The sequence below is a fragment of the Ochrobactrum sp. 19YEA23 genome (assembly GCF_029909865.1).
Lineage (GTDB): Bacteria > Pseudomonadota > Alphaproteobacteria > Rhizobiales > Rhizobiaceae > Brucella > Brucella gambitense.
Genome location: NZ_JASAMQ010000014.1, coordinates 1 through 19,729, shown reverse-complemented (window position 1 = coordinate 19,729; position 19,729 = coordinate 1). Strand labels below are relative to the sequence as shown.

Here is a 19,729-nt window from a genome sequence, read left to right as displayed (position 1 = left end):
AAAGTGCCGCAGTTTGGACATTCAGGCTGCGCTTTTCTTCCAGACTTTCAGGCCAGACTATCAGGATTGAGAAGATGAAAGCCAATATCCATCCCGACTACCACACCATCAAGGTCGTGATGACCGATGGCACCGAATACCAGACCCGTTCGACCTGGGGCAAAGAAGGCGATACGATGAACCTCGATATCGACCCGACCACCCATCCGGCCTGGACTGGCGGTTCGCAGACCCTGCTCGATCGCGGCGGTCGCGTTACGAAGTTCAAGAACCGTTTCGGCAACCTCGGCATCTAATACCGGGTTACCTATTCAAAGAACCCCGCTTCGGCGGGGTTTTTTATTACCTGCATTTTGCCGGACGCAGGCACAAAAAAACTCCCGGACAAACTTGGGTTTTGGCCGGGAGTTTCGAAAATCCGTGAGCGTTGAAAATCAGGCGCTCAGCTTTTCCATCACTTCGTCGCTGACTTCGAAGTTGGTGTAGACGTTCTGAACGTCGTCATCGTCTTCAAGCGTATTGAGAAGCTTGAGAACGGAGCGCGCCTTTTCTTCGTCCAGCTCCGTATTGGTCTGTGGCTTCCAGATCGTCTTGATCGATTCGGCTTCGCCAAGAGCTGCTTCAAGAGCCTTCGACACTTCGCCGATATCTTCGAAAGCGCAGATGATGACGTGCTCTTCTTCGCCCGACTGGACGTCTTCGGCGCCAGCTTCAATAGCCGCTTCCATGACCTTGTCAGCATCGCCGACCGAAGACTTGTAAACGATTTCGCCAACGCGATCGAACATGAATGCTGCAGAGCCGGTTTCGCCCAGAGCACCGCCCGACTTGGTGAAAGCTGCACGCACATTGGATGCGGTACGGTTGCGGTTGTCGGTCAGCGCTTCAACGATGACCATCACGCCGCCCGGGCCGCGGCCCTCGTAGCGCACTTCATCATAGTTTTCGCCGTCGTTGCCAGCAGCCTTCTTGATGGCGCGCTCGATGTTGTCCTTGGGCATCGACTGCGCCTTGGCGTTCTGGATCGCCAGACGCAGGCGCGGGTTCATCAATGGGTCAGGCAGACCCTGCTTGGCGGCGACGGTAATTTCGCGCCCGAGCTTGGAAAACATTTTCGACCGCACGGCGTCCTGACGGCCCTTGCGATGCATGATGTTCTTAAACTGTGAATGGCCAGCCATGGCACCCCTGTTCTGTTCTAATCGACGCGCACGGAAGAGCGTTACGCATGAACAGACAATCTCACGCAGAGAGTATCACGCAGGCGGGGCCGCAAGTCCGGCCACAATGCTTTCCGTGCAGAATGGCGGCGTTATAAGGAATTGAGCCCCATTCGTCCAGCAAAAGCGCGGATCGACGCCCGTACCTGTCAAAAAATTCAATAATGCTCGACCGGGGGGACAAAGCAGCTTATCGATAAAATCATGAATCAACGCCCGCAAGACCCGTCCCCAAAGGCCCCCAACGAGACCATCGCTGCCCGCATCAGCCGTGTTCTGGCCGATCGCATCATCGAAGGGGAAATCGAGCCGGGCACCAAATTGCGGCAGGATCACATCGCCGAAGAGTTCCAGACCAGCCATGTGCCGGTGCGCGAAGCCTTTCGGCGGCTGGAAGCGCAAGGGCTTGCCGTTTCGGAGCCGCGCCGGGGCGTGCGGGTCGCATCCTTCGACATTAGCGAGATTCGCGAAGTCGCCGAAATGCGCGCAGCGCTTGAAGTGCTGGCCTTGCGGCACGCGGCCCCGCACATCACCCGCGCCACGCTCGACGCTGCGGAACGCGCCACGCTCGACGGCGACAAGTCACGGGATGTGCGTAGCTGGGAAGACGCCAACCGGCGCTTTCACCGGCTCATTCTGGAGCCATGCCGGATGCCGCGCCTGCTTGCCGCCATTGACGACTTACATGCGGCCAGCGCGCGGTTTCTGTTTGCGACCTGGCGGTCGGAGTGGGAGGCGCGCACCGATCACGATCACCGGGCCATTCTCGATGCCCTGCGCAAGAACGACATCGACCACGCCGCCGCCATTCTCGCCCGCCACGTCCAATGGATCGGGCACCGCCCTGTCAGAACGGCCTCCGGCAAGGTGCGCGATTCTTTTGCGATTGTCGGCTAAAGCACATCCCGAAAAGTGCGGAGCGGTTTTCGGATAAGATGTGCGCCAAAAACAAACAGCTAGAGCGATTGCGACGATTCAAACACCGCTGGAACGGCTCTAGCGCCAGAATTCGGGAATGGTTTCTTCCAGACGTGCGCCTATGCGCAGAGGTGCTGCCTTTTCGGCAAGACCGGTGCGGTCGGATATCTCGATACCCACGCCGCAGACAGTCGCTGGACCGTTGGCCGCCTCGAAACGTCCCTTCGGCACCTTGGACAGAAAGCGGTTAAGCGGCTCTTCCTTGTCCATACCGAGCGAAGAATCGTAATCGCCGCACATGCCGGCATCCGACATGTAGGCCGTGCCGTTGCGCAGGATCTGGCAATCGGCGGTCGGCACATGCGTATGCGTTCCGACGACCGCACTTGCGCGGCCATCAACGAAATGGCCGAAGCACTGCTTCTCGCTGGTTGCTTCCGCATGGAAATCGAAGAACACGGCATCGGCCTGCTCGCCCAGCGGACAGGCTTCGAGGATTTTTTCCGCCGCGATGAACGGATCATCCAGATCGGGATGCATGAAGACGCGACCCATCACATTGGACACGAGCACGCGAGCGCCGTTCTTGGCGATGTAGAGCCCCTCGCCCTTGCCTGCCGTTCCTTTCGGAAAATTGGCTGGACGCAGGAAGCGATCCTCGCGCCTGGAAAAATCAAGCGCCTCGCGCTGATCCCAGACGTGATTGCCCGTGGTCACGACATCCGCGCCAGCGCGGATCGTTTCATGGAAAATCTCTTCGGTAATACCAAAACCGCCCGCGGCGTTCTCACCGTTGACGATCACGAAGTCCAGCTTCAGATCGGAAATCAGCCCCGGCAGCTTTTCATAAACTGCCGTGCGCCCCGACCGGCCCACCATGTCACCAAGAAAAAGCAATCTCATGAGATGAGCCTTATAAGCCTGCGCCCAGCGAACGCAAGCCGCTCTCCGTCAGTATCTGATTGAGCGCGATATCGTGCGGCTCATCGGGCACACGCTCCACTTCCTGACAGTCATAGGCCATGCCGATAAGCAGCGGCTGCAAGTCGCGTTCGGCAAATCGCGCCAGCGCGCGATCATAATGTCCAGCACCATAACCAAGGCGATGCCCGCGTCGGTCAAAACCGGCAAGCGGCATCAGCATGATGACCGGGTCGACCAGCGGTGCGCGCGCATCGGGGCCCATGGTGCCAAAACCTGTCTGCACGAGCTGCGCATCGGGCAGAAATTCGCGAAAGGCAATCGTTTCCTTGTCCAGCACCACCGGCAGGCAGAGCCTTGCGCCCTTGCCGCGCAAGACAGACAGAAGCGGGCGTGGATCGATTTCAGAGCGGATCGGCCAATAACCCGCCACAAGCGTTCCCTTGGGAATGACCAGCGCCTCTTCACCGTATTTCGCGGCAGATAGCGACGCTTCATACTGGAAGCGCGGATCCAGCGCGTCGCGACGGGCCAGCACGGCACGTCGCAGCGCCTGCTTTTCCTGACTGCCTTCCGGTTTCGTTGCTGCCATCCCCAAAACCTCTCCGCTTGCATAATCCGACTATAACAGTGGAACCGCAATGAGACGATCAGTCAAGTGATGGATCAGACAGCCTCCGCAATCCGCTCCGACCGATCACGGATGACCTTCAGCACCACGCCGTGAAAATCGTTGAGAAACACCTTGCCCCAGAGGTCGCAATAGAAGTCGATCGGCGTGGCAATGCGATAATGCGTGGTCAGTGTCAGGCGAGTGCGACCATCCGGCAGAGGTTCCAGCCGATAATCACCATTGGCCAGTTGCAGATAGCTGCTATTCACCTTGATATGCGCTTCGACGGCAGAGGGAATGGAGCCCGGCGCGAAACGGAAATCCCACGCCAGCAGGCGATTTTCTTCCCACTGGGTGACGATCTCCTGAAAATTCACCCCGCGTGTCCACTGCAACTGACGCACAGCGCCGACGCCCTCGCCTTCGATGCGCGCATCAACCGGCTGCGGGACGCCCAGAACACCGTGACTAAACGTCCATGACAGTTCATCGGCGCGCACATTGCGAATTTCGACGGTCTGCTTCCACACCACTTCCGGCGGTGCGGCAATGTCGATCACAGTCGTCACTGCCCCATCATGCGGAGCGTAGGAGACTTGAAGTTCGGCTGGAAAGACAACCAGCGGCAGGGCGACCACCAGCATCGTCGAACGGCGCGAGCGCAGCTTGCGGATGATCCACAGCGTCAATGTCGAGCCGAGTGTCGAGAATACCACAAAGAAGGGCGCGGCCATGGCGACGCAGATGCCCGCTTCATGGAACAGCACCATGCTGACAACAACCAGCCCGCCGATGATGGCCCAACCCATGCGGACATGCCGCCACAGGTCTTTCTCGGCGCGTGGATCCGCCAGACTGGACGCAAGGCTCGCCACCGCCATCGGCAGCAGCATGAGACCGGCAAAGAACGGCATCGCGTCGTCGGCCACGCCGGACCAGATCAGCATGTATAAAATCAGCCCATAGACGAAAGCCACCGGCACGGCGACCGACAATCTTTCAAAGGGGCGTGGTGTATGGGGAGGTGTAGCTTGGGGAGATTCCATCAGCACATGCGAATAATTTAACGTTATCGCATGTTTACGGGTAATGCGCAGAGCAGATCAAGCCTTGGGGGCTTAATTTGCATTAGCATTGCAAGATGAAAGGAAAGCGGCGACCACGACAACCGATGGTAGTGATTGATCCCGGGAACCTACAAAGTAGGTGGGCACCATATGCGAAAGCCCGCAAGCCTTCACAGGGACAGTTCCCTTAGAGATCAATAAGGCCCCGGGGATGCTGTTACACCTGTCGGGAAGCGCAGTACGCCGCTGGTGAATATAGTCGCTCGTCACGGTCTGCGCCAGTGGTCCGCAAGCTTTCGCCACGAATTCTTTTCAGAAAATTCAGAAGAGTGTTACGAGCCGGCACGTGGCGCGATGCGCGACGCCACCTGTTCCAGACGCGATGCGACATCCGACAGCATGCCGGTCAGCGCCGCATCGTTGCTGTCGGCGCGGCCAAGCGCTTCATCGCGCGCACGGCGCAGCGTTTCAACTTCGCTCTCCAGACCATTGATGCGCTTCTGCATTTCGGCCATCTCGTCCATCACCATGATCCCGGCCATGACGGTCAGGCGCAGATCGCCGATCTCTCCGAAAGACGATTTGAGATGCGTGACATATTGATCGAAACGGTCGGCAAGTCCGCTGAGGTGCTCTTCCTGCCCCTCATCGCACGCCATGCGATAAGCCTTGCCATCGATGGTTACGGTAACGGTCGCTATGATAGCCTCCTATCGATCCAGAACGGCGCGGATGGTTTCCATCGCCGTGACAAGGCGCCGCGAAACTTCGCGGTTGGCAGCTTCAAGCCGTTCAGCACGGGCTTCGGACTGGTCGAGTTCCTGAGCGAGACGGCTGCGGTCAGCATTCATGCGCTGCACCTCTTCCTCGGCTTCGGCGAAATCGCCTTCCTTGTCCAGCCGCAGATCAACGGCGCCTTCGAGCGTGTTGAGTGCTTTTTCCAGCCGTTCCAAAACGTGCCTGAGGGTCGCTTCGGGTGCCATCCATGTCCTTTCTGACGCCTTTTACCGGCATCGAATCGCGTCTGCCGGACAGGCCTCTTTGAAAAGATTGTAATAATCGACCGCCGGATAAGCAACAAATGAGGTGTCCATATGAGCTTTCATGCACCGTTAATCGGTGCAAAAATGGCTTTTAAGGGATTGCCATGCCGCTTTCCACAGAACTCAAACGATTAGTCGCAGACAGTTTATTGCCCAAAAGCCACGCATTTATTGACTCCTCATGCGCAGGTGCTATGTGTCCCGGTGCCTTCTGGAGTACGGACCCGAAAAACGGAGGACGGTTTTCGGCGCCATTCGTGCTCAGCCAAAAGGCATCGCCGCAACCCCGTTAAACCCTCCCATGGAAAGACGGCTGAGACCATGAGCAATTCCGACAAACAGAACCAGTTGGCCAACGCTATCCGCTTCCTCTCGATGGATGCAGTTGAGAAAGCCAATTCCGGCCACCCCGGCCTGCCGATGGGCGCAGCTGACATAGCGACGACGCTTTACACCCGCTTCCTTTCGCACGACCCGCAGAATCCGCATTGGCCGGATCGCGACCGTTTCGTGCTATCTGCCGGTCACGGCTCGATGCTGCTTTATTCGCTGCTCTATCTTTCGGGCTACGAAGACATCACCATCGATGAAATCAAGAATTTCCGCCAGCTCGGCGCACGTACCGCCGGTCACCCGGAATACGGCCATGCAGCCGGCATCGAAACGACGACCGGCCCGCTCGGCCAGGGCATTGCCAATGCCGTCGGCATGGCGCTCTCCGAACGCATCCTGAACGCACAGTTCGGCGACAGCCTCGTCAACCACTACACCTATACGCTTGTCGGCGACGGCTGCCTCATGGAAGGCATCAGCCAGGAAGCCATTGCGCTTGCCGGTCACCTGAAGCTCAGCAAGCTGATCGTCTTCTGGGACGACAACAACATTTCCATCGACGGCCCGATCTCGATGGCTGACAACACCAACCAGCCTGCCCGTTTCGCCGCTTCCGGCTGGAACACGCTGGCCGTTGACGGTCACGATCAGGACGCCATTGCCAAGGCTATCGAACTGGCCAAGGTTTCCGACAAGCCGACCCTGATCGCCTGCAAGACGACCATCGGCTTCGGCGCACCGAACAAGGCAGGCACCAACAAGGTGCATGGTTCGCCACTCGGCGCTGAAGAAATCGCAGCCACCCGCAAGTCGCTTGGCTGGTCGGCAGAACCTTTCGTCGTTCCGGCTGAAGTTCTGGACGGATGGCGCGTGGCTGGCCTCAACGCCGCCAAGAAGCGTCAGGAATGGGAAAAGCGCTTTGCCGCTGCCGATCCGGAAACCCGTGCGGAATTCGAACGCCGCATGCGTGGCGATCTGCCTGCCGGTTTCGATGCAGCCATCGTCGAATACAAGAAGAAGCTTTCCGCTGAAAAGCCGAAGGTCGCCACCCGCAAGTCTTCGGAAATGGCGCTGGAAGTCATCAACGGCATCGTACCGGAAACCATCGGTGGCTCTGCCGATCTGACCGGTTCGAACAACACGAAGACGAGCCAGACCAAGGCTGTCACGCCGGAAAATTACGGCGGCCGTTATGTTCATTACGGCATCCGCGAACTCGGCATGTCGGCTGCCATGAACGGTATCACGCTGCATGGCGGCCTGATCCCTTATTCCGGCACCTTCCTGACCTTCTCGGATTATGCACGTCCGGCAATGCGTCTGTCCTCGCTGATGGGCATCCGCGTCATCTATGTCATGACGCATGATTCCATCGGTCTGGGTGAAGATGGCCCGACCCACCAGCCGGTTGAACATCTGGCTGCACTGCGCGCCATTCCGAACCACAATGTCTTCCGTCCGGCTGACGCTGTGGAAACGGCGGAATGCTGGCAGATTGCCCTGCATTCGACCAAGACCCCATCCACGCTGGCTCTGACCCGTCAGAACCTGCCGGTCGTTCGCACCGAGCATCGCGAAGAAAACCTCTCCGCTTATGGCGCTTACGAACTGGCGACCGCCAGCGACGACGCCAAGGTGACGATCTTCGCCACCGGCTCGGAAGTGGAAATCGCACTCAAGGCCCGCGACCTTCTCGAAGGCAAGGGCATTGCCACGCGCGTTGTCTCGGTACCGTGCTTCGAACTGTTCGAAGGCCAGAGCGACGCCTACAAGCAGGCAACCATCGGCAATGCGCCAGTCAAGCTTGCCATCGAAGCGGCAATCTCGCTCGGCTGGGAACGCTTCATCGGTGAAAACGGCGTATTTATCGGCATGAAGGGCTTCGGCGCTTCGGGCGAGATCAACGATCTCTACAAGCATTTCGGCATTACGGCGGAACACGCCGCTGAAGCCGCGGAAAAGAAGCTTAACGCCGCAGCATGATTTTTAAACGCCGGCGTCTAAAAAACGCCGGCGTTTAAGTTTCCAGTCTCTAGTTTTCGGGCCGGGAGTCCCTCACCGGCTGAATTATGAAGCACTGCAGGTGCAGTATCCTATCGGGAGATTTACAGAAAATGGCAGTCCGCGTCGCAATCAATGGTTTTGGCCGCATTGGCCGCAATGTTCTCCGCGCCATCGTGGAATCGGGCCGCACCGACATTCAGGTCGTCGCGATCAACGATCTCGGCCCGGTTGAAACCAATGCGCATCTTCTGCGCTATGACAGCGTCCATGGCCGTTTCCCCAGGCAAGTAACGGTCGCAGGCGACACCATCGACGTCGGTTATGGTCCGATCAAGGTGCACGCCGTTCGCAACCCGACCGAACTGCCGTGGAAGGAAGAAGGTGTCGACATCGCGCTCGAATGCACCGGCATCTTCACCGCACGTGACAAGGCGGCAATGCATCTCGAAGCTGGCGCAAAGCGCGTCATCGTTTCGGCCCCTGCCGACGGCGCCGACCTGACGGTCGTTTTTGGCGTCAACCACGACAAGCTCACCAAGGACCATCTGGTCATCTCCAACGCCTCCTGCACCACCAACTGCCTTGCACCGGTGGCACAGGTTCTCAACGATGCCATCGGCATCGAAAAAGGCTTCATGACCACGATCCACTCCTACACTGGCGACCAGCCAACGCTGGACACCATGCACAAGGATCTCTACCGCGCCCGCGCGGCTGCTTTGTCCATGATCCCGACCTCGACCGGTGCAGCCAAGGCTGTTGGTCTCGTTCTGCCGGAACTGAAGGGTAAGCTGGACGGCGTCGCCATCCGCGTACCGACCCCGAATGTTTCGGTCGTTGACCTGACCTTCATCGCCAAGCGTTCGACCACCGTGCAGGAAATCAACGACGCGATCCGCGCCGCTGCCAATGGCCGCCTCAAGGGCATCCTCGGCTACACGGACGAGCCGCTGGTTTCGCACGACTTCAACCACGATCCGCATTCCTCGGTCTTCCACATGGACCAGACCAAGGTCATGGACGGCACCATGGTTCGTATCCTGTCGTGGTACGACAATGAATGGGGCTTCTCCAACCGTATGGGCGACACTGCCGTCGCTCTCGGCAAGCTGATCTAAGCCTCGTGGCCTGACTATGTTTCGCGCCCTTCTCCCCACTGTCGCCCGCTGGCGTCCGCTGGAAGGAGAAGGGCTCGAACATTTGAATCTTGCGCCCTCGGGCCGCAATATTCACGCCGAAAGCGTGGTGATCGGCAATCGCGGCGGCGATGCTTACGGCGTCCGCTACAGCATCGACTGCGACAGCACCTGGCGCGTTCTTCATTTCCTTATCGAGACAGCATCCGGCCAGAAGTTGGAACTTTCCTCCGATGGCGAAGGCCATTGGCAGACGATGAACGGCAATTCTCTGCCGGAATTCGATGGTTGTATCGATATCGATCTGGCAGGAACGCCCTTCACCAACTCACTGCCAATACGCAGGCTTGGCCTGACACCGGAAAGCGGCATCGTTCAGCTCGACATGCTTTATGTGCCGTTCGACAGTTTTCAGCCGCTGCGCGACAGGCAGCGTTATAGCTGTCTGGAAGAAGGCAGACTCTATCGTTACGCGGCGGCGGACCGCACTTTCACCGCCGATCTTCCCGTCGATGAAGACGGGCTTGTCACCGATTATCCAACCCTTTTCCAGCGATTGCCCGTTTAAGCCACGCTATCCGACCGATAGAAGCTTTGCGAAGCGCCGGAACAAGCCAGGGAGAAAACTTATGGGTTTCCGCACTCTCGACGACGCCGACGTCAAATCCAAACGCGTTCTGGTCCGCGTTGACCTCAATGTGCCGATGGCTGACGGACAGGTGACCGACCTCACCCGCATCGAGCGCATCGTTCCAACGATTGCCGAACTGTCGAAGAAGGGCGCAAAGGTCATTCTGCTCGCCCATTTCGGTCGTCCGAAAGGCGTTGCTTCCGACGAAAATTCGCTGAAGCATGTTGTGAAGCCGCTCGCAAAGGTGCTTGGTCATGGCGTCCATTTTGCGGAAGACAGCATCGGCGAAAAGGCCAAGGCCGCTGTCGATGCGTTGAAGGACGGCGACGTTCTGCTGTTGGAAAACACCCGTTTCCACAAGGGTGAAGAAAAGAACGATCCCGAATTCGTCAAGGCGCTGGCTGCCAATAGCGATCTCTACGTCAATGACGCCTTCTCGGCTGCCCACCGCGCCCATGCTTCGACCGAAGGTCTGGCCCATGTCCTGCCCGCTTTTGCCGGTCGCGCCATGCAGGCTGAACTGGAAGCACTGGAAAAAGGCCTCGGCAATCCGGCCCGCCCGGTTGTCGCTATTGTCGGCGGCGCGAAGGTTTCAACCAAGCTCGACCTCCTGTCGAACCTCGTCGAGAAAGTCGATGCACTGGTGATCGGCGGCGGCATGGCCAATACCTTCCTCGCGGCTCAGGGCCACGATGTCGGCAAATCGCTCTGCGAACATGATCTCGCCCATACCGCGCGTGAAATCATGGCCAAGGCCGAAACAACAAAATGCGCCATCATCCTGCCGGTCGATGCGGTTGTGGGTTGGCACTTTGCCGCCGACACGCCAAACAAGACCTATGGTGTCGATGCCGTGCCAAGCGACGGCATGATCCTCGATGCAGGCGCATTGTCGACCGATCTGATTGCTTCGGCCATTGACGATGCCGCAACGCTGGTCTGGAACGGCCCGCTCGGCGCATTTGAGCTGCGCCCGTTCGATACCGCAACCGTCAAGACTGCAAAGCATGTCGCGGCCCGCACCAAGGCAGGCAAGCTTGTTTCGGTCGGCGGCGGCGGTGATACGGTCGCGGCGCTGAACCATGCCGGTGTGGCCGACGACTTCACCTATATCTCGACAGCAGGCGGTGCTTTCCTCGAATGGATGGAAGGCAAGCCGCTTCCGGGTGTCGACGTACTCAAGAAATAAAGCATTTCCAGCAAAAGTGCGAAGTGGTTTCGCGCGGGAAAATGCGTATGAGCAAATGAAAAGGCCCCGGAAACGAGGCCTTTTTTAATCTCAAGATTTCGGTGTCAGTTTCAGAAGGCGTCCCGGGTCGTCATCTTCGATCAGCCAGATCGCACCGTCTGGGCCCACCGTCACATCGCGAATACGATTGCCCATATCGAAGCGCTGCGCCTCATCAGGCTGGCCTTTGTTGTCGAATGTGACCCGCACCAGCGCCATGGAGGAAAGACCGGCGATTAGCGCCGAACCGTCCCAGGACTTGAACATATCGCCCTTGTAGAAGACCAGACCGCCCGGTGAAATCACCGGCGTCCAGTAGAGCAATGGCGCTTCGAATTCCGGGCGGGTACTGTGACGCGGAATCGGCCTGCCGCTGTAATTGTCGCCGTTGGAAACCAGCGGCCAGCCATAATTGAGACCGGGCTTGATCAGATTGAACTCGTCGCCGCCTCTCGGACCCATCTCGTTTTCCCAGAGCTTGCCATCCGGCGCAAAGGCCAGCCCATAAGGATTGCGGTGGCCGGTGGTCCAGGTCAGGCCACGAATGCCGCCTTCATCCGCATGCGGATTGTCTTGCGGCACGGACCCGTCCAGATTCATGCGCAGGATCTTGCCCATTGGAGCTTTGTCATCCTGTGCCGTAGCAGGCTGCATGCGTTCACCGACCGAAAGGAACAAGTGCTTGCCATCGGGCGCAAAGGCGATCTTTCCGCCCGGTTGGCCGCCCTTGGCAACCAAATCCTGCTTCCACAGCGTCGTCACGTCTTCAAGTACGGCCTTGCCGTCGCTCTCCGCCAGTTTGGCCTCTGCCAGCACGACACTGCTCCCGCCGTCTGCGGGCTCGTTATAGGTAAAATAGAGCGCCTTGCTCTTCGCGAAATCAGGCGCTGGCTCCACATCGAGCAAACCGTTCTGTCCGCCAAAGGCGACCTCGGGCACGCCGGATATTTCGGTCTTTTTCCCCGCCTCAGTGGCGATGAACATCTTGCCAGGCTTTTCGGTCACAACCAGACGGCCATCGGGCAGGAAGGCGATTGCCCAAGGCGTGCTGAACTCCGCAACGCTTGTCACGGTAAAGGGCAGCTCGGCCTCAGCCTTGCGGTCGCCCGCATTGATACTGGCGGACCAGGCGGAATGGATCGGAACAGATGCCACCGATGCGGCGAGAGCAAATAACAGGCTAAGATGAGCCGGGCGCATGTCTTCTCCTCGGAGGCTTTGACGATGAGAATGGCAGGTCATTGTTACATGGGGTTTTGTCGCCAAGATGAAAGCCCTCATGGAAAAAAGCTTGAGCAGGCATCTTCCGACAGACGGAAAGAAAACTTGTCCGATCTAAATCGTTTGAAAAAATTTCAATCGTTTCAAGCAGTTGCGCCGCCATATTTTTTGCCGAACACTTCTGCTATCGCCGATGAGCCATCAATTTCCAACGCCGACGGACGCTCTATCCGGTCGGCTTGGCCTGAAGAGGAGCTGTATGAATGACCGAACGTCTCGAAGATATTGCGATTGCCTTGGTCGCCTCCGGAAAAGGCCTTCTGGCCGCTGATGAAAGCTCCGGAACCATCAAGAAGCGCTTCGATTCTATCAATCTGGCATCCTCCGAAGACACACGCCGCGACTATCGCGAGATGCTGTTTCGCGCCGACGATGCGATGAAGAACTACATTTCCGGCGTCATCCTTTACGATGAAACCATCCGCCAGAAGGCCAAGGACGGCACACCGCTCACCGATGTCATTCGCAATGCGGGTTCGATTCCGGGCATCAAGGTCGATGCTGGCGCTAAGGCGCTTGCCGGTTTCCCGGGTGAAACCATCACCGAAGGTCTAGACGGCCTGCGCGAACGTTTGAACGAATATTACGGCTTCGGCGCGCGCTTTGCCAAATGGCGCGGCGTTATCTCAATCTCCGACACTCTGCCGACACGGGGTGCGGTCAGGCAGAATGCACAGGCGCTGGCGCGCTATGCAGCGCTTTGCCAGGAGGCTGGCATTGTGCCGATCGTCGAGCCGGAAGTTCTGATGGACGGCCAGCCGGGCGATCACAACATCGACCGCTGCTATGAAGTGACAGAACTGGTTTTGAAAACCGTCTTCGCCGAGCTTTATGACGCCCGCGTCAAGCTCGAAGGCATGATCCTCAAGCCGAACATGATCATCGACGGCAAGAATGCGCGGAAGGCTTCGGTTGAAGAGGTTGCGGAAAAGACAGTGCGCTGTTTCCTGAACACCGTCCCTGCCGCAGTTCCGGGCATCGCCTTCCTGTCGGGCGGACAGACGGGCGAAGAAGCCACCGCGCATCTCTCAGCCATGAATGCCGCTTATGACATGCCGTGGAAAATGACCTTCTCTTATGGACGCGCCTTGCAGGCGGCAGCCCTTGAAGCATGGGGCGGCAAGCCGGAAAATGTCGCTGCCGGTCAGCGCGCCTTCACCCACCGCGCCCGTATGAACAGCCTTGCCGCAACCGGCGGCTGGAAAAAAGAACTCGAAAAGGCTGCCTGATCCATTTCAGAGCCAGAGACATGAAGAAAGCCCGGTTTCAACCGGGCTTTTCTATGATTCGCGGAAATGAAAACCGACCGCCAGCGACATGACGAACAAGGCGATGACGGCAATTTTCCAAAAATCGCCACGGCGCTTCAATCCCGGCAAGCCGAGCGGTTTGATGATGTGCAGTCCCATCAGCAGGACAAGCAGCACAGGCAGTACTTTGGTCACGGGCGACACCTCTCCCCTCCTTGTGACGCAGGTGCTTGCAAGCTGCAAGCACTCTTGCTGATGCTCGTCTCGAAAAACGCGAACCGGCGATCCAGTTAAGATGCGCGTAAAAACAAACAATTAGAGCGCCCTCAAAATGCCGCCGCTTTATGTTTCGATCTTCATCTTAAGTCCCATGGACGAAACTTTATGGCTCGGCGTAAATTGAGGATGGAGGAGATGAAAGCGCACTGAGAAATCCGGGAGGATATCGGTCTGAGGAGGCCGCTCGCGCGCTGACATCTGATGAAAAATCGTATCATGAAACGCCCGTTATGCGGGCGCTGCGTGGTACGTGTTTCTGGGAGGAACAGCATGACTTCGAAATATGCCGAAACCTATGCCGCCTGGCAGGCCAGTCCTGAGCGTTTCTGGGCGGAAGCCGCAGAGGTGATCGACTGGTTCAAGCCATGGGATCAGGTTTTTGCAGGTGACGAAGGCGTCTATGGCCGATGGTTCACCGGCGCGGAATGCAACACCTGCTACAATGCGCTTGACCGTCATGTCGCCAATGGACGCGGTGATCAACTGGCGCTGATCTATGAAAGCCCCGTCACGGGCAAGGTGCGCAAGTTCAGCTATAGCGAATTGCTCGAGGAAGTGGAGGCGCTCTCCGCCGTCATGCTCGACAACGGCGTGAAGAAGGGTGACCGCATCCTGATCTATATGCCGATGGTGCCCGAAGCTGCCGTCGCCATGCTCGCATCGGCACGAATTGGCGCGGTGCATTCCGTCGTCTTTGGCGGTTTTGCTGCCAATGAACTTGCAACGCGCATTGACGATGCCAAGCCGGTGATGATTATCGCCGGTTCCTGCGGCATCGAGCCGACGCGTGTCGTGCCCTATCAGGACATGCTCGACAAAGCCATCGCAACCGCCCATCACAAGGTCGGCCATTGCATCATCTTGCAGCGCGAACAATATCCTCATGCCCCCGTGGACGGGCGCGACATTGATTATAAAACCGCCGTCGACGCAGCACGCGGCCGACATGTGCCTTGCACGCCTGTCGCCGCGACCGATCCTCTCTACGTGCTCTATACATCCGGCACCACTGGCGAGCCGAAGGGCGTGGTGCGCGACAATGGCGGACACATGGTGGCGCTGGCCTGGTCGCTCAAGCACGTCTTCGGCGTGGAACCGGGACAGGTTTTCTGGGCAGCCTCGGATGTCGGCTGGGTGGTCGGTCACTCCTATATCGTCTATGCGCCGCTGCTGGCCGGAGCCACGACGATCCTGTTTGAAGGCAAGCCCATCGGAACACCCGATGCTGGCACCTATTGGCGCATCATTGCAGAGCATGGTGTGGAGGTGATGTTCACCGCGCCAACAGCCCTGCGCGCCATCAAGAAGGAAGATGCTGACGGGAATTTCGTCCGCAAATATGACCTGTCGCAATTCCGTGCGCTGTTTCTGGCCGGTGAACGCGCCGATCCGGACACCATCCATTGGGCGGAAAACCTGATCGGACGCCCGGTGATCGATCATTGGTGGCAGACCGAAAGCGGCTGGCCGATGGTCGCCAATCCGCTCGGTCTCGGCCTTCTGGAAACGAAATATGGATCGCCGGCGGTCTGCCTTCCGGGCTACGATATCCGCGTGCTGGACGATGAAGGCCATGAGGTCGAACGCGGCCAGCTCGGCAATATCCTGATCAAGCTGCCGCTGCCGCCCGGCTGCCTGCCGACGCTGTGGAATGCCGATGAGCGCTTTAGGAAAGCCTATCTCGCAGAGTTCCCCGGCTATTACAAAACCGCCGATGCCGGATATATGGATAGTGACGGCTATCTTTACATCATGAGCAGGACCGACGATATCATCAATGTCGCGGGCCATCGCCTGTCCACTGGCGCGATGGAAGAGGTTCTTTCCAGCCATCCCGATGTGGCGGAATGCGCGGTGCTCGGCATTTCCGATCCGGTCAAGGGTCAGGCGCCTTGCGGCTTTCTGGTGTTGAAATCCAATATCGACCGCGATACGCGCGAGGTCGAAAAGGAATGCGTTGCCATGGTTCGCGATGCCATCGGGCCGGTCGCGGCCTTCCGGCTGGCCTTGACCGTCAAACGTCTGCCCAAGACCCGCTCCGGCAAGATCCTGCGCTCCACCATCCAGAAGATCGCCGATGGCGAGACGTGGAAAATGCCTGCCACCATCGAAGACCCGGCGGTTCTCGATGAAATCAGCACGATTCTGCGCGAGCGCCACATTGGCATGGCCTTCGCCTGAGCCCGGTAGCGGCATCAGCCCAGACTATTGACCGGCGGTTTTCGCCGGTCCACTCTCCGCGCGAAACGGAGAACAGACCATGCAGCTTGAAGGCAAGGTAGCCATCGTCACCGGTGCTGCCCGCGGAATTGGCTATGCCATCGCAAAACGCTTCCTCATGGACGGCGCCAGCGTCGTTCTTTCGGATATAGACACCACCGCAACCTTGCAGGCGGTCAAAGACCTCGAACAATTCGGCGATGTGCGCGCCATGGCGGCGGATGTCGGCGACAAGCTCGATATCCATAATCTGATGACCTTTACCGTCACCAATCTCGGCGAGATCGATATTCTCGTCAACAATGCCGGGATCGTGCACAAGGCGGATTTCCTCGACCTCAAGGAGGAGGATTTCGACCGGGTCATGCGCGTCAATCTGAAGGGCGCATTCCTGTGCGGTCAGGCTGTGGCTAAACGCATGGTCGCCCGCGTGGAAGCTGGTGGCGAAGCAGGCACGATCATCAACATGTCGTCGATCAACGCCATTTTCGGACTGCCGGAACAGCTTGCCTATTCTGTCTCCAAGGGCGGGCTGAGCCAGCTGACACGCACCATGGCCATAGCGCTCGCGAAATGGGGCATCCGCGTCAACGCCATCGGGCCCGGTTCCATCCAGACCGACATGCTGTCAGCAGTGAACACGGACGCCGAGGCGCGCAAAACGATCCTGTCACGCACGCCGCTTGGCCGAATCGGAGAACCGGCGGAAATTGCATCCATCGCCTCGTTTCTCGCATCGCGGGACGCCAGTTATATCACCGGCCAGACGATCTATGCCGATGGCGGACGTCTGCCGCTCAGCTATATGGCCGAACCACGTTTCAAACCGTAAGTCCTTGCGATGCACTCGTACCGATACCTATATATTAGCGACATAATAATATCGCTTTGCTCCTGACAGAAAGCTGTCAGGAGGGGTGTGCGATAGTGTTTCCCTAAGGATGAGGGAGATGAACTATGGCACTCGCAATCGCACCGCTGATCGCAATCTTGAGGGAATACCGGCGCAGGCATGATGAGCGCCGCCGTTTTGTCCGCACCCAGCGCGCACTGGACGGTTTGCCGAAAGATCTGCGCAAGGATTTGGGCTGGCCGGATCGTTATCTGGAACAGCGCAAGACAACATATTGCAACGGAGAGTAAACCCGGAATGCGCAGAGCAGACCGTCTTTTCCAGATCGTTCAGCACCTGCGCGGTGGCAGGCTTGTCACCGCGCGCCAGCTTGCCGAACGGCTGGAAGTCTCCGAACGAACCATCTATCGCGACATATCCGACCTGCAATCGACCGGCGTTCCGATCGATGGCGAGGCCGGTGTCGGCTATATATTGCGGCAGGGTTTCGAGCTGCCGCCCCTGATGTTCACGCGTGATGAAATCGTTGCGCTGGTAGCAGGTGCGCGCCTCATCCGCGCCTGGGGCGGGGTATCCATGGCGCGCGGCGCCGAAGAAGCTTTGGTCAAGATCGAGGCCGTGCTGCCCAAGGAAGAGCGCGCGCGCATCACCGGCACGCAAATCCACGCCCCTACTGCCAGAATCAGTATCGACGAGCGCCGCATCATTGACGCTGTTGAGCGCGCGGTGGACGAAAGCAGCGTGCTTAATATCCGCTACCGTGATCTCGAAGCCCGCGAGAGTGAGCGCGATATTCGCCCGCTCGGCCTGTGGTTCTGGGGCAAGGTGTGGACCGTGATCGGCTGGTGCGAGCTGCGCAACGCGTTCCGCACCTTCCGCACCGACCGTATTGTCGAGGCAAGCGAAGCTGGCCGCCGGTTTCGTGCCGAACGTGGCAAAACGCTGGCCGACTTCTACCGTCTCATGGAAATGAGCGAGTACAACGCTTTCAAGGACTGACATCACCCAAGACGACTGCAACTTAAACTCTGTCGAATGTTCTGCATTCGGCAGAGTTCTTTCTTCAACGACCCGTCAGAATCGCACAGAGTTGTGCGACGATATATTGAAGGCCCTGATCGTCCTGTCGACGCTTGTGCCAGGCAATATGCAGCGGAAAGCCGCTGACCGGAATGGGCGGCGGAAAGGCAACAAGGTCCGTATCCACATCCGGAATACAGTGCGACGGCAGCATGGCGATCATATCCGTGCTTTTCAGCAAATCCGGCACCATGCCGAAGTTGGGCACCACAAGACCGATGCGCCGCTTCAATCCCTTATCAGCGAGAACCTTGTCAGCCGGGCTGCTCATATCGCCGCGCCCCGACACCAATATATGCGGATAAGCCAGCCAACGATCGAGCACAAACCCGCTCGCCGCCGGATGATCATATCGCATGACGACATGATACTCCTCATCCAGCACGTGCTTGCGCTCGAGATCGTCGTCGGCATCCGGAAACACCGATACAGCAAGATCGCTCGCGCCGCTCTCCAGCGCTTCTTTAGCTGCCGGTGCACCATGCCAGGGTTGCACCACAATATCGATACCCGGTGCGTCAGCGGCAAGGGCCTGCAACAATGGCTTCACAACAAAAATAGCCGGATAATCAGCCGTGCAGATTTTTATAGTCTGGCTGATTGAAGCCAATGGAACCTGCGGCGGGTCAACCAGCGCCACGACATTGGAGAGCAGTGTCTTCAATGGTGCACGCAAGGCTTCCGCGCGCGCCGTACGCCGCATCGTGCCACGCCCACGTTCGAGCAGCTCATCGCCGAAGACGGCACGGCAGCGCTGCAAAGCATTGGATACGGCAGGCTGGGTGAGGTTCAGGCGCTCCGCCGCGCGGCTGACATGCGCTTCATCGAGAAGCGCATCCAGAATGACCAACAGGTTGAGATCGAGCGCCCTTAAATTCATAGGATCAATAATAACATATACCAATAATAAATTGGAATAATCTCATGTTCGATTTCATCATCCTTCCAACATCAGGACGTGCAGGAAGGAACACATGATGTCCAGAACTTTGATCTTGCTTTTTCATCCCGATCTGTCGCGGTCAAAAGCCAATGCCGCGCTGACTGCCGCAGCCGCTCGACTGCCGGGAGTGAACATTGTCGATATGCAGGCTGTCTATCCCGACGGGATCGACTTTTACAGAGACGGCGAGCGTGAAGCGCAACGCCTTCTGACCGCAGACCGCATCGTGCTGCAATTTCCGGTCCAGTGGTATTCAACGCCACCGCTTTTAAAAGCCTGGCAGGACGCCGTGCTGACACGCATGTTTTACGTGACCTATGAACAGGAAGGGCGGGCGCTGGAAGGAACGCCCCTCATGATCGCCGCGACTGCGGGTAACGTGCCCGAAGCCTATACGCCCGGCAGGCGCAATATGTTTCCGATGAGCGAACTCATGGCCCCTTTGCGGGCAACAGCCAATCGTTGTGGACTGGAATGGGCCGAACCATTCTTTCTCTATGCGGCAGACAAACTGCAGCCAGATGCGCTCGAAAACGCCGCAAACCGCTATATGCAGGCTCTGGAGTGCTGGATGACTGCAACACCGCCAGTTGTCGCCAAGCACAAAGCTGCCTAAAGTCATGACCTCCACCAGAGGTGGAGGTTTGGGACGCTACGCTTGAACCACTAGAAGTGGTTTTGTTATGTGCTAGTAGGAGCCTTTAAAAAG

22 protein-coding genes and 1 other RNA gene are annotated in these 19,729 nt (G+C 58.2%); 13 read left to right on the top strand and 10 right to left on the bottom strand.

Annotated elements, in window-relative coordinates:
• The first annotated feature begins 74 nt into the window (after positions 1–74).
• On the top strand, positions 75–296 hold the full coding sequence (gene rpmE, locus QBD01_RS23385) for a 50S ribosomal protein L31 (protein WP_078339491.1): 222 nt from the start codon (positions 75–77) through the stop codon (positions 294–296).
• Positions 297–434: 138 nt separating this feature from the next.
• On the opposite strand, the gene QBD01_RS23380 is transcribed toward rpmE, so the two are convergent.
• Positions 435–1,181, bottom strand: a complete 747-nt coding sequence (locus QBD01_RS23380) for a YebC/PmpR family DNA-binding transcriptional regulator (protein WP_280994745.1) — start codon at positions 1,179–1,181, stop codon at positions 435–437.
• A gap of 243 nt (positions 1,182–1,424) precedes the next feature.
• Here QBD01_RS23380 and QBD01_RS23375 point away from each other — a divergent pair, with 243 nt between their 5' ends.
• Positions 1,425–2,117 carry a GntR family transcriptional regulator gene (locus QBD01_RS23375; protein WP_078339493.1) on the top strand — a complete coding sequence of 231 codons (693 nt, stop codon included), beginning with the start codon at positions 1,425–1,427 and terminating at the stop codon, positions 2,115–2,117.
• Positions 2,118–2,216: 99 nt separating this feature from the next.
• Here the strand turns inward: QBD01_RS23375 and QBD01_RS23370 are convergent, their stop codons facing one another.
• The 6 genes from QBD01_RS23370 to QBD01_RS23345 form a co-directional block, all read right to left on the bottom strand.
• A complete protein-coding gene (locus QBD01_RS23370; protein WP_182521678.1) occupies positions 2,217–3,041 on the bottom strand; it encodes a TIGR00282 family metallophosphoesterase in 825 nt (274 codons plus the stop codon).
• Positions 3,042–3,051: 10 nt separating this feature from the next.
• Positions 3,052–3,651, bottom strand: a complete 600-nt coding sequence (locus QBD01_RS23365) for a 5-formyltetrahydrofolate cyclo-ligase (RefSeq protein WP_280994744.1) — start codon at positions 3,649–3,651, stop codon at positions 3,052–3,054.
• Positions 3,652–3,725: 74 nt separating this feature from the next.
• Positions 3,726–4,718, bottom strand: a complete 993-nt coding sequence (locus QBD01_RS23360; RefSeq protein ID WP_280994743.1) for an SRPBCC family protein — start codon at positions 4,716–4,718, stop codon at positions 3,726–3,728.
• A gap of 107 nt (positions 4,719–4,825) precedes the next feature.
• Positions 4,826–4,984, bottom strand: a non-coding RNA gene (gene ssrS, locus QBD01_RS23355) — 6S RNA.
• 87 nt (positions 4,985–5,071) lie between these two features.
• Positions 5,072–5,440 (bottom strand): cell division protein ZapA, encoded by a 369-nt coding sequence (locus QBD01_RS23350; protein ID WP_078339497.1) that lies wholly within the window; start codon positions 5,438–5,440, stop codon positions 5,072–5,074.
• Positions 5,441–5,449: 9 nt separating this feature from the next.
• The gene (locus tag QBD01_RS23345; RefSeq protein WP_078339498.1) at positions 5,450–5,722 is read right to left on the bottom strand and encodes a DUF4164 domain-containing protein; all 273 of its coding nucleotides are present in this window, start codon (positions 5,720–5,722) and stop codon (positions 5,450–5,452) included.
• Between the two features lie 381 nt (positions 5,723–6,103).
• Between QBD01_RS23345 and tkt the strand changes: the two genes are divergently transcribed.
• From tkt to QBD01_RS23325, 4 genes are all read left to right on the top strand, one after another.
• Positions 6,104–8,098 carry a transketolase gene (tkt, locus tag QBD01_RS23340; protein WP_280994742.1) on the top strand — a complete coding sequence of 665 codons (1,995 nt, stop codon included), beginning with the start codon at positions 6,104–6,106 and terminating at the stop codon, positions 8,096–8,098.
• A gap of 131 nt (positions 8,099–8,229) precedes the next feature.
• Positions 8,230–9,237 (top strand): type I glyceraldehyde-3-phosphate dehydrogenase, encoded by a 1,008-nt coding sequence (gene gap, locus QBD01_RS23335; RefSeq protein WP_280994741.1) that lies wholly within the window; start codon positions 8,230–8,232, stop codon positions 9,235–9,237.
• A 16-nt stretch (positions 9,238–9,253) separates the two neighbouring features.
• On the top strand, positions 9,254–9,823 hold the full coding sequence (locus QBD01_RS23330) for a putative glycolipid-binding domain-containing protein (RefSeq protein ID WP_280994740.1): 570 nt from the start codon (positions 9,254–9,256) through the stop codon (positions 9,821–9,823).
• A 61-nt stretch (positions 9,824–9,884) separates the two neighbouring features.
• Positions 9,885–11,075, top strand: a complete 1,191-nt coding sequence (locus QBD01_RS23325) for a phosphoglycerate kinase (RefSeq protein WP_280994739.1) — start codon at positions 9,885–9,887, stop codon at positions 11,073–11,075.
• A 90-nt stretch (positions 11,076–11,165) separates the two neighbouring features.
• Here QBD01_RS23325 and QBD01_RS23320 read toward each other — a convergent pair whose 3' ends face one another.
• Positions 11,166–12,314 carry a PQQ-dependent sugar dehydrogenase gene (locus QBD01_RS23320; RefSeq protein ID WP_280994738.1) on the bottom strand — a complete coding sequence of 383 codons (1,149 nt, stop codon included), beginning with the start codon at positions 12,312–12,314 and terminating at the stop codon, positions 11,166–11,168.
• A 24-nt stretch (positions 12,315–12,338) separates the two neighbouring features.
• Here QBD01_RS23320 and QBD01_RS23315 point away from each other — a divergent pair, with 24 nt between their 5' ends.
• Both QBD01_RS23315 and QBD01_RS23310 read left to right on the top strand, forming a co-directional pair.
• Positions 12,339–12,602, top strand: a complete 264-nt coding sequence (locus QBD01_RS23315) for a hypothetical protein (protein ID WP_280994737.1) — start codon at positions 12,339–12,341, stop codon at positions 12,600–12,602.
• On the top strand, positions 12,599–13,624 hold the full coding sequence (locus QBD01_RS23310) for a class I fructose-bisphosphate aldolase (protein ID WP_280994736.1): 1,026 nt from the start codon (positions 12,599–12,601) through the stop codon (positions 13,622–13,624). Before QBD01_RS23315 ends, QBD01_RS23310 begins: the two co-directional genes overlap by 4 nt.
• Before the next feature lie 51 nt (positions 13,625–13,675).
• Here the strand turns inward: QBD01_RS23310 and QBD01_RS23305 are convergent, their stop codons facing one another.
• Positions 13,676–13,840: a hypothetical protein gene (locus tag QBD01_RS23305; RefSeq protein WP_182521688.1), complete on the bottom strand. Its 165-nt coding sequence runs from the start codon at positions 13,838–13,840 to the stop codon at positions 13,676–13,678.
• A gap of 354 nt (positions 13,841–14,194) precedes the next feature.
• Between QBD01_RS23305 and QBD01_RS23300 the strand changes: the two genes are divergently transcribed.
• The 4 genes from QBD01_RS23300 to QBD01_RS23285 all read left to right on the top strand — a co-directional run bounded on the left by QBD01_RS23300 (position 14,195) and on the right by QBD01_RS23285 (position 17,996).
• A complete protein-coding gene (locus QBD01_RS23300) occupies positions 14,195–16,105 on the top strand; it encodes a propionyl-CoA synthetase (RefSeq protein ID WP_280994735.1) in 1,911 nt (636 codons plus the stop codon).
• 79 nt (positions 16,106–16,184) lie between these two features.
• The gene (locus QBD01_RS23295; RefSeq protein ID WP_151590135.1) at positions 16,185–16,976 is read left to right on the top strand and encodes an SDR family NAD(P)-dependent oxidoreductase; all 792 of its coding nucleotides are present in this window, start codon (positions 16,185–16,187) and stop codon (positions 16,974–16,976) included.
• Between the two features lie 125 nt (positions 16,977–17,101).
• Positions 17,102–17,287, top strand: coding sequence for a hypothetical protein (locus tag QBD01_RS23290; protein WP_280994734.1), 186 nt, complete (start codon positions 17,102–17,104; stop codon positions 17,285–17,287).
• Between the two features lie 7 nt (positions 17,288–17,294).
• Positions 17,295–17,996 carry a YafY family protein gene (locus QBD01_RS23285; protein WP_078339507.1) on the top strand — a complete coding sequence of 234 codons (702 nt, stop codon included), beginning with the start codon at positions 17,295–17,297 and terminating at the stop codon, positions 17,994–17,996.
• Positions 17,997–18,060: 64 nt separating this feature from the next.
• Here the strand turns inward: QBD01_RS23285 and QBD01_RS23280 are convergent, their stop codons facing one another.
• Positions 18,061–18,957 (bottom strand): LysR substrate-binding domain-containing protein, encoded by an 897-nt coding sequence (locus tag QBD01_RS23280; RefSeq protein WP_280994733.1) that lies wholly within the window; start codon positions 18,955–18,957, stop codon positions 18,061–18,063.
• 94 nt (positions 18,958–19,051) lie between these two features.
• Between QBD01_RS23280 and QBD01_RS23275 the strand changes: the two genes are divergently transcribed.
• Complete coding sequence (locus QBD01_RS23275; protein ID WP_280994732.1) at positions 19,052–19,636, top strand: NAD(P)H-dependent oxidoreductase; 585 nt, start codon at positions 19,052–19,054, stop codon at positions 19,634–19,636.
• The last annotated feature ends 93 nt before the right edge of the window (positions 19,637–19,729 follow it).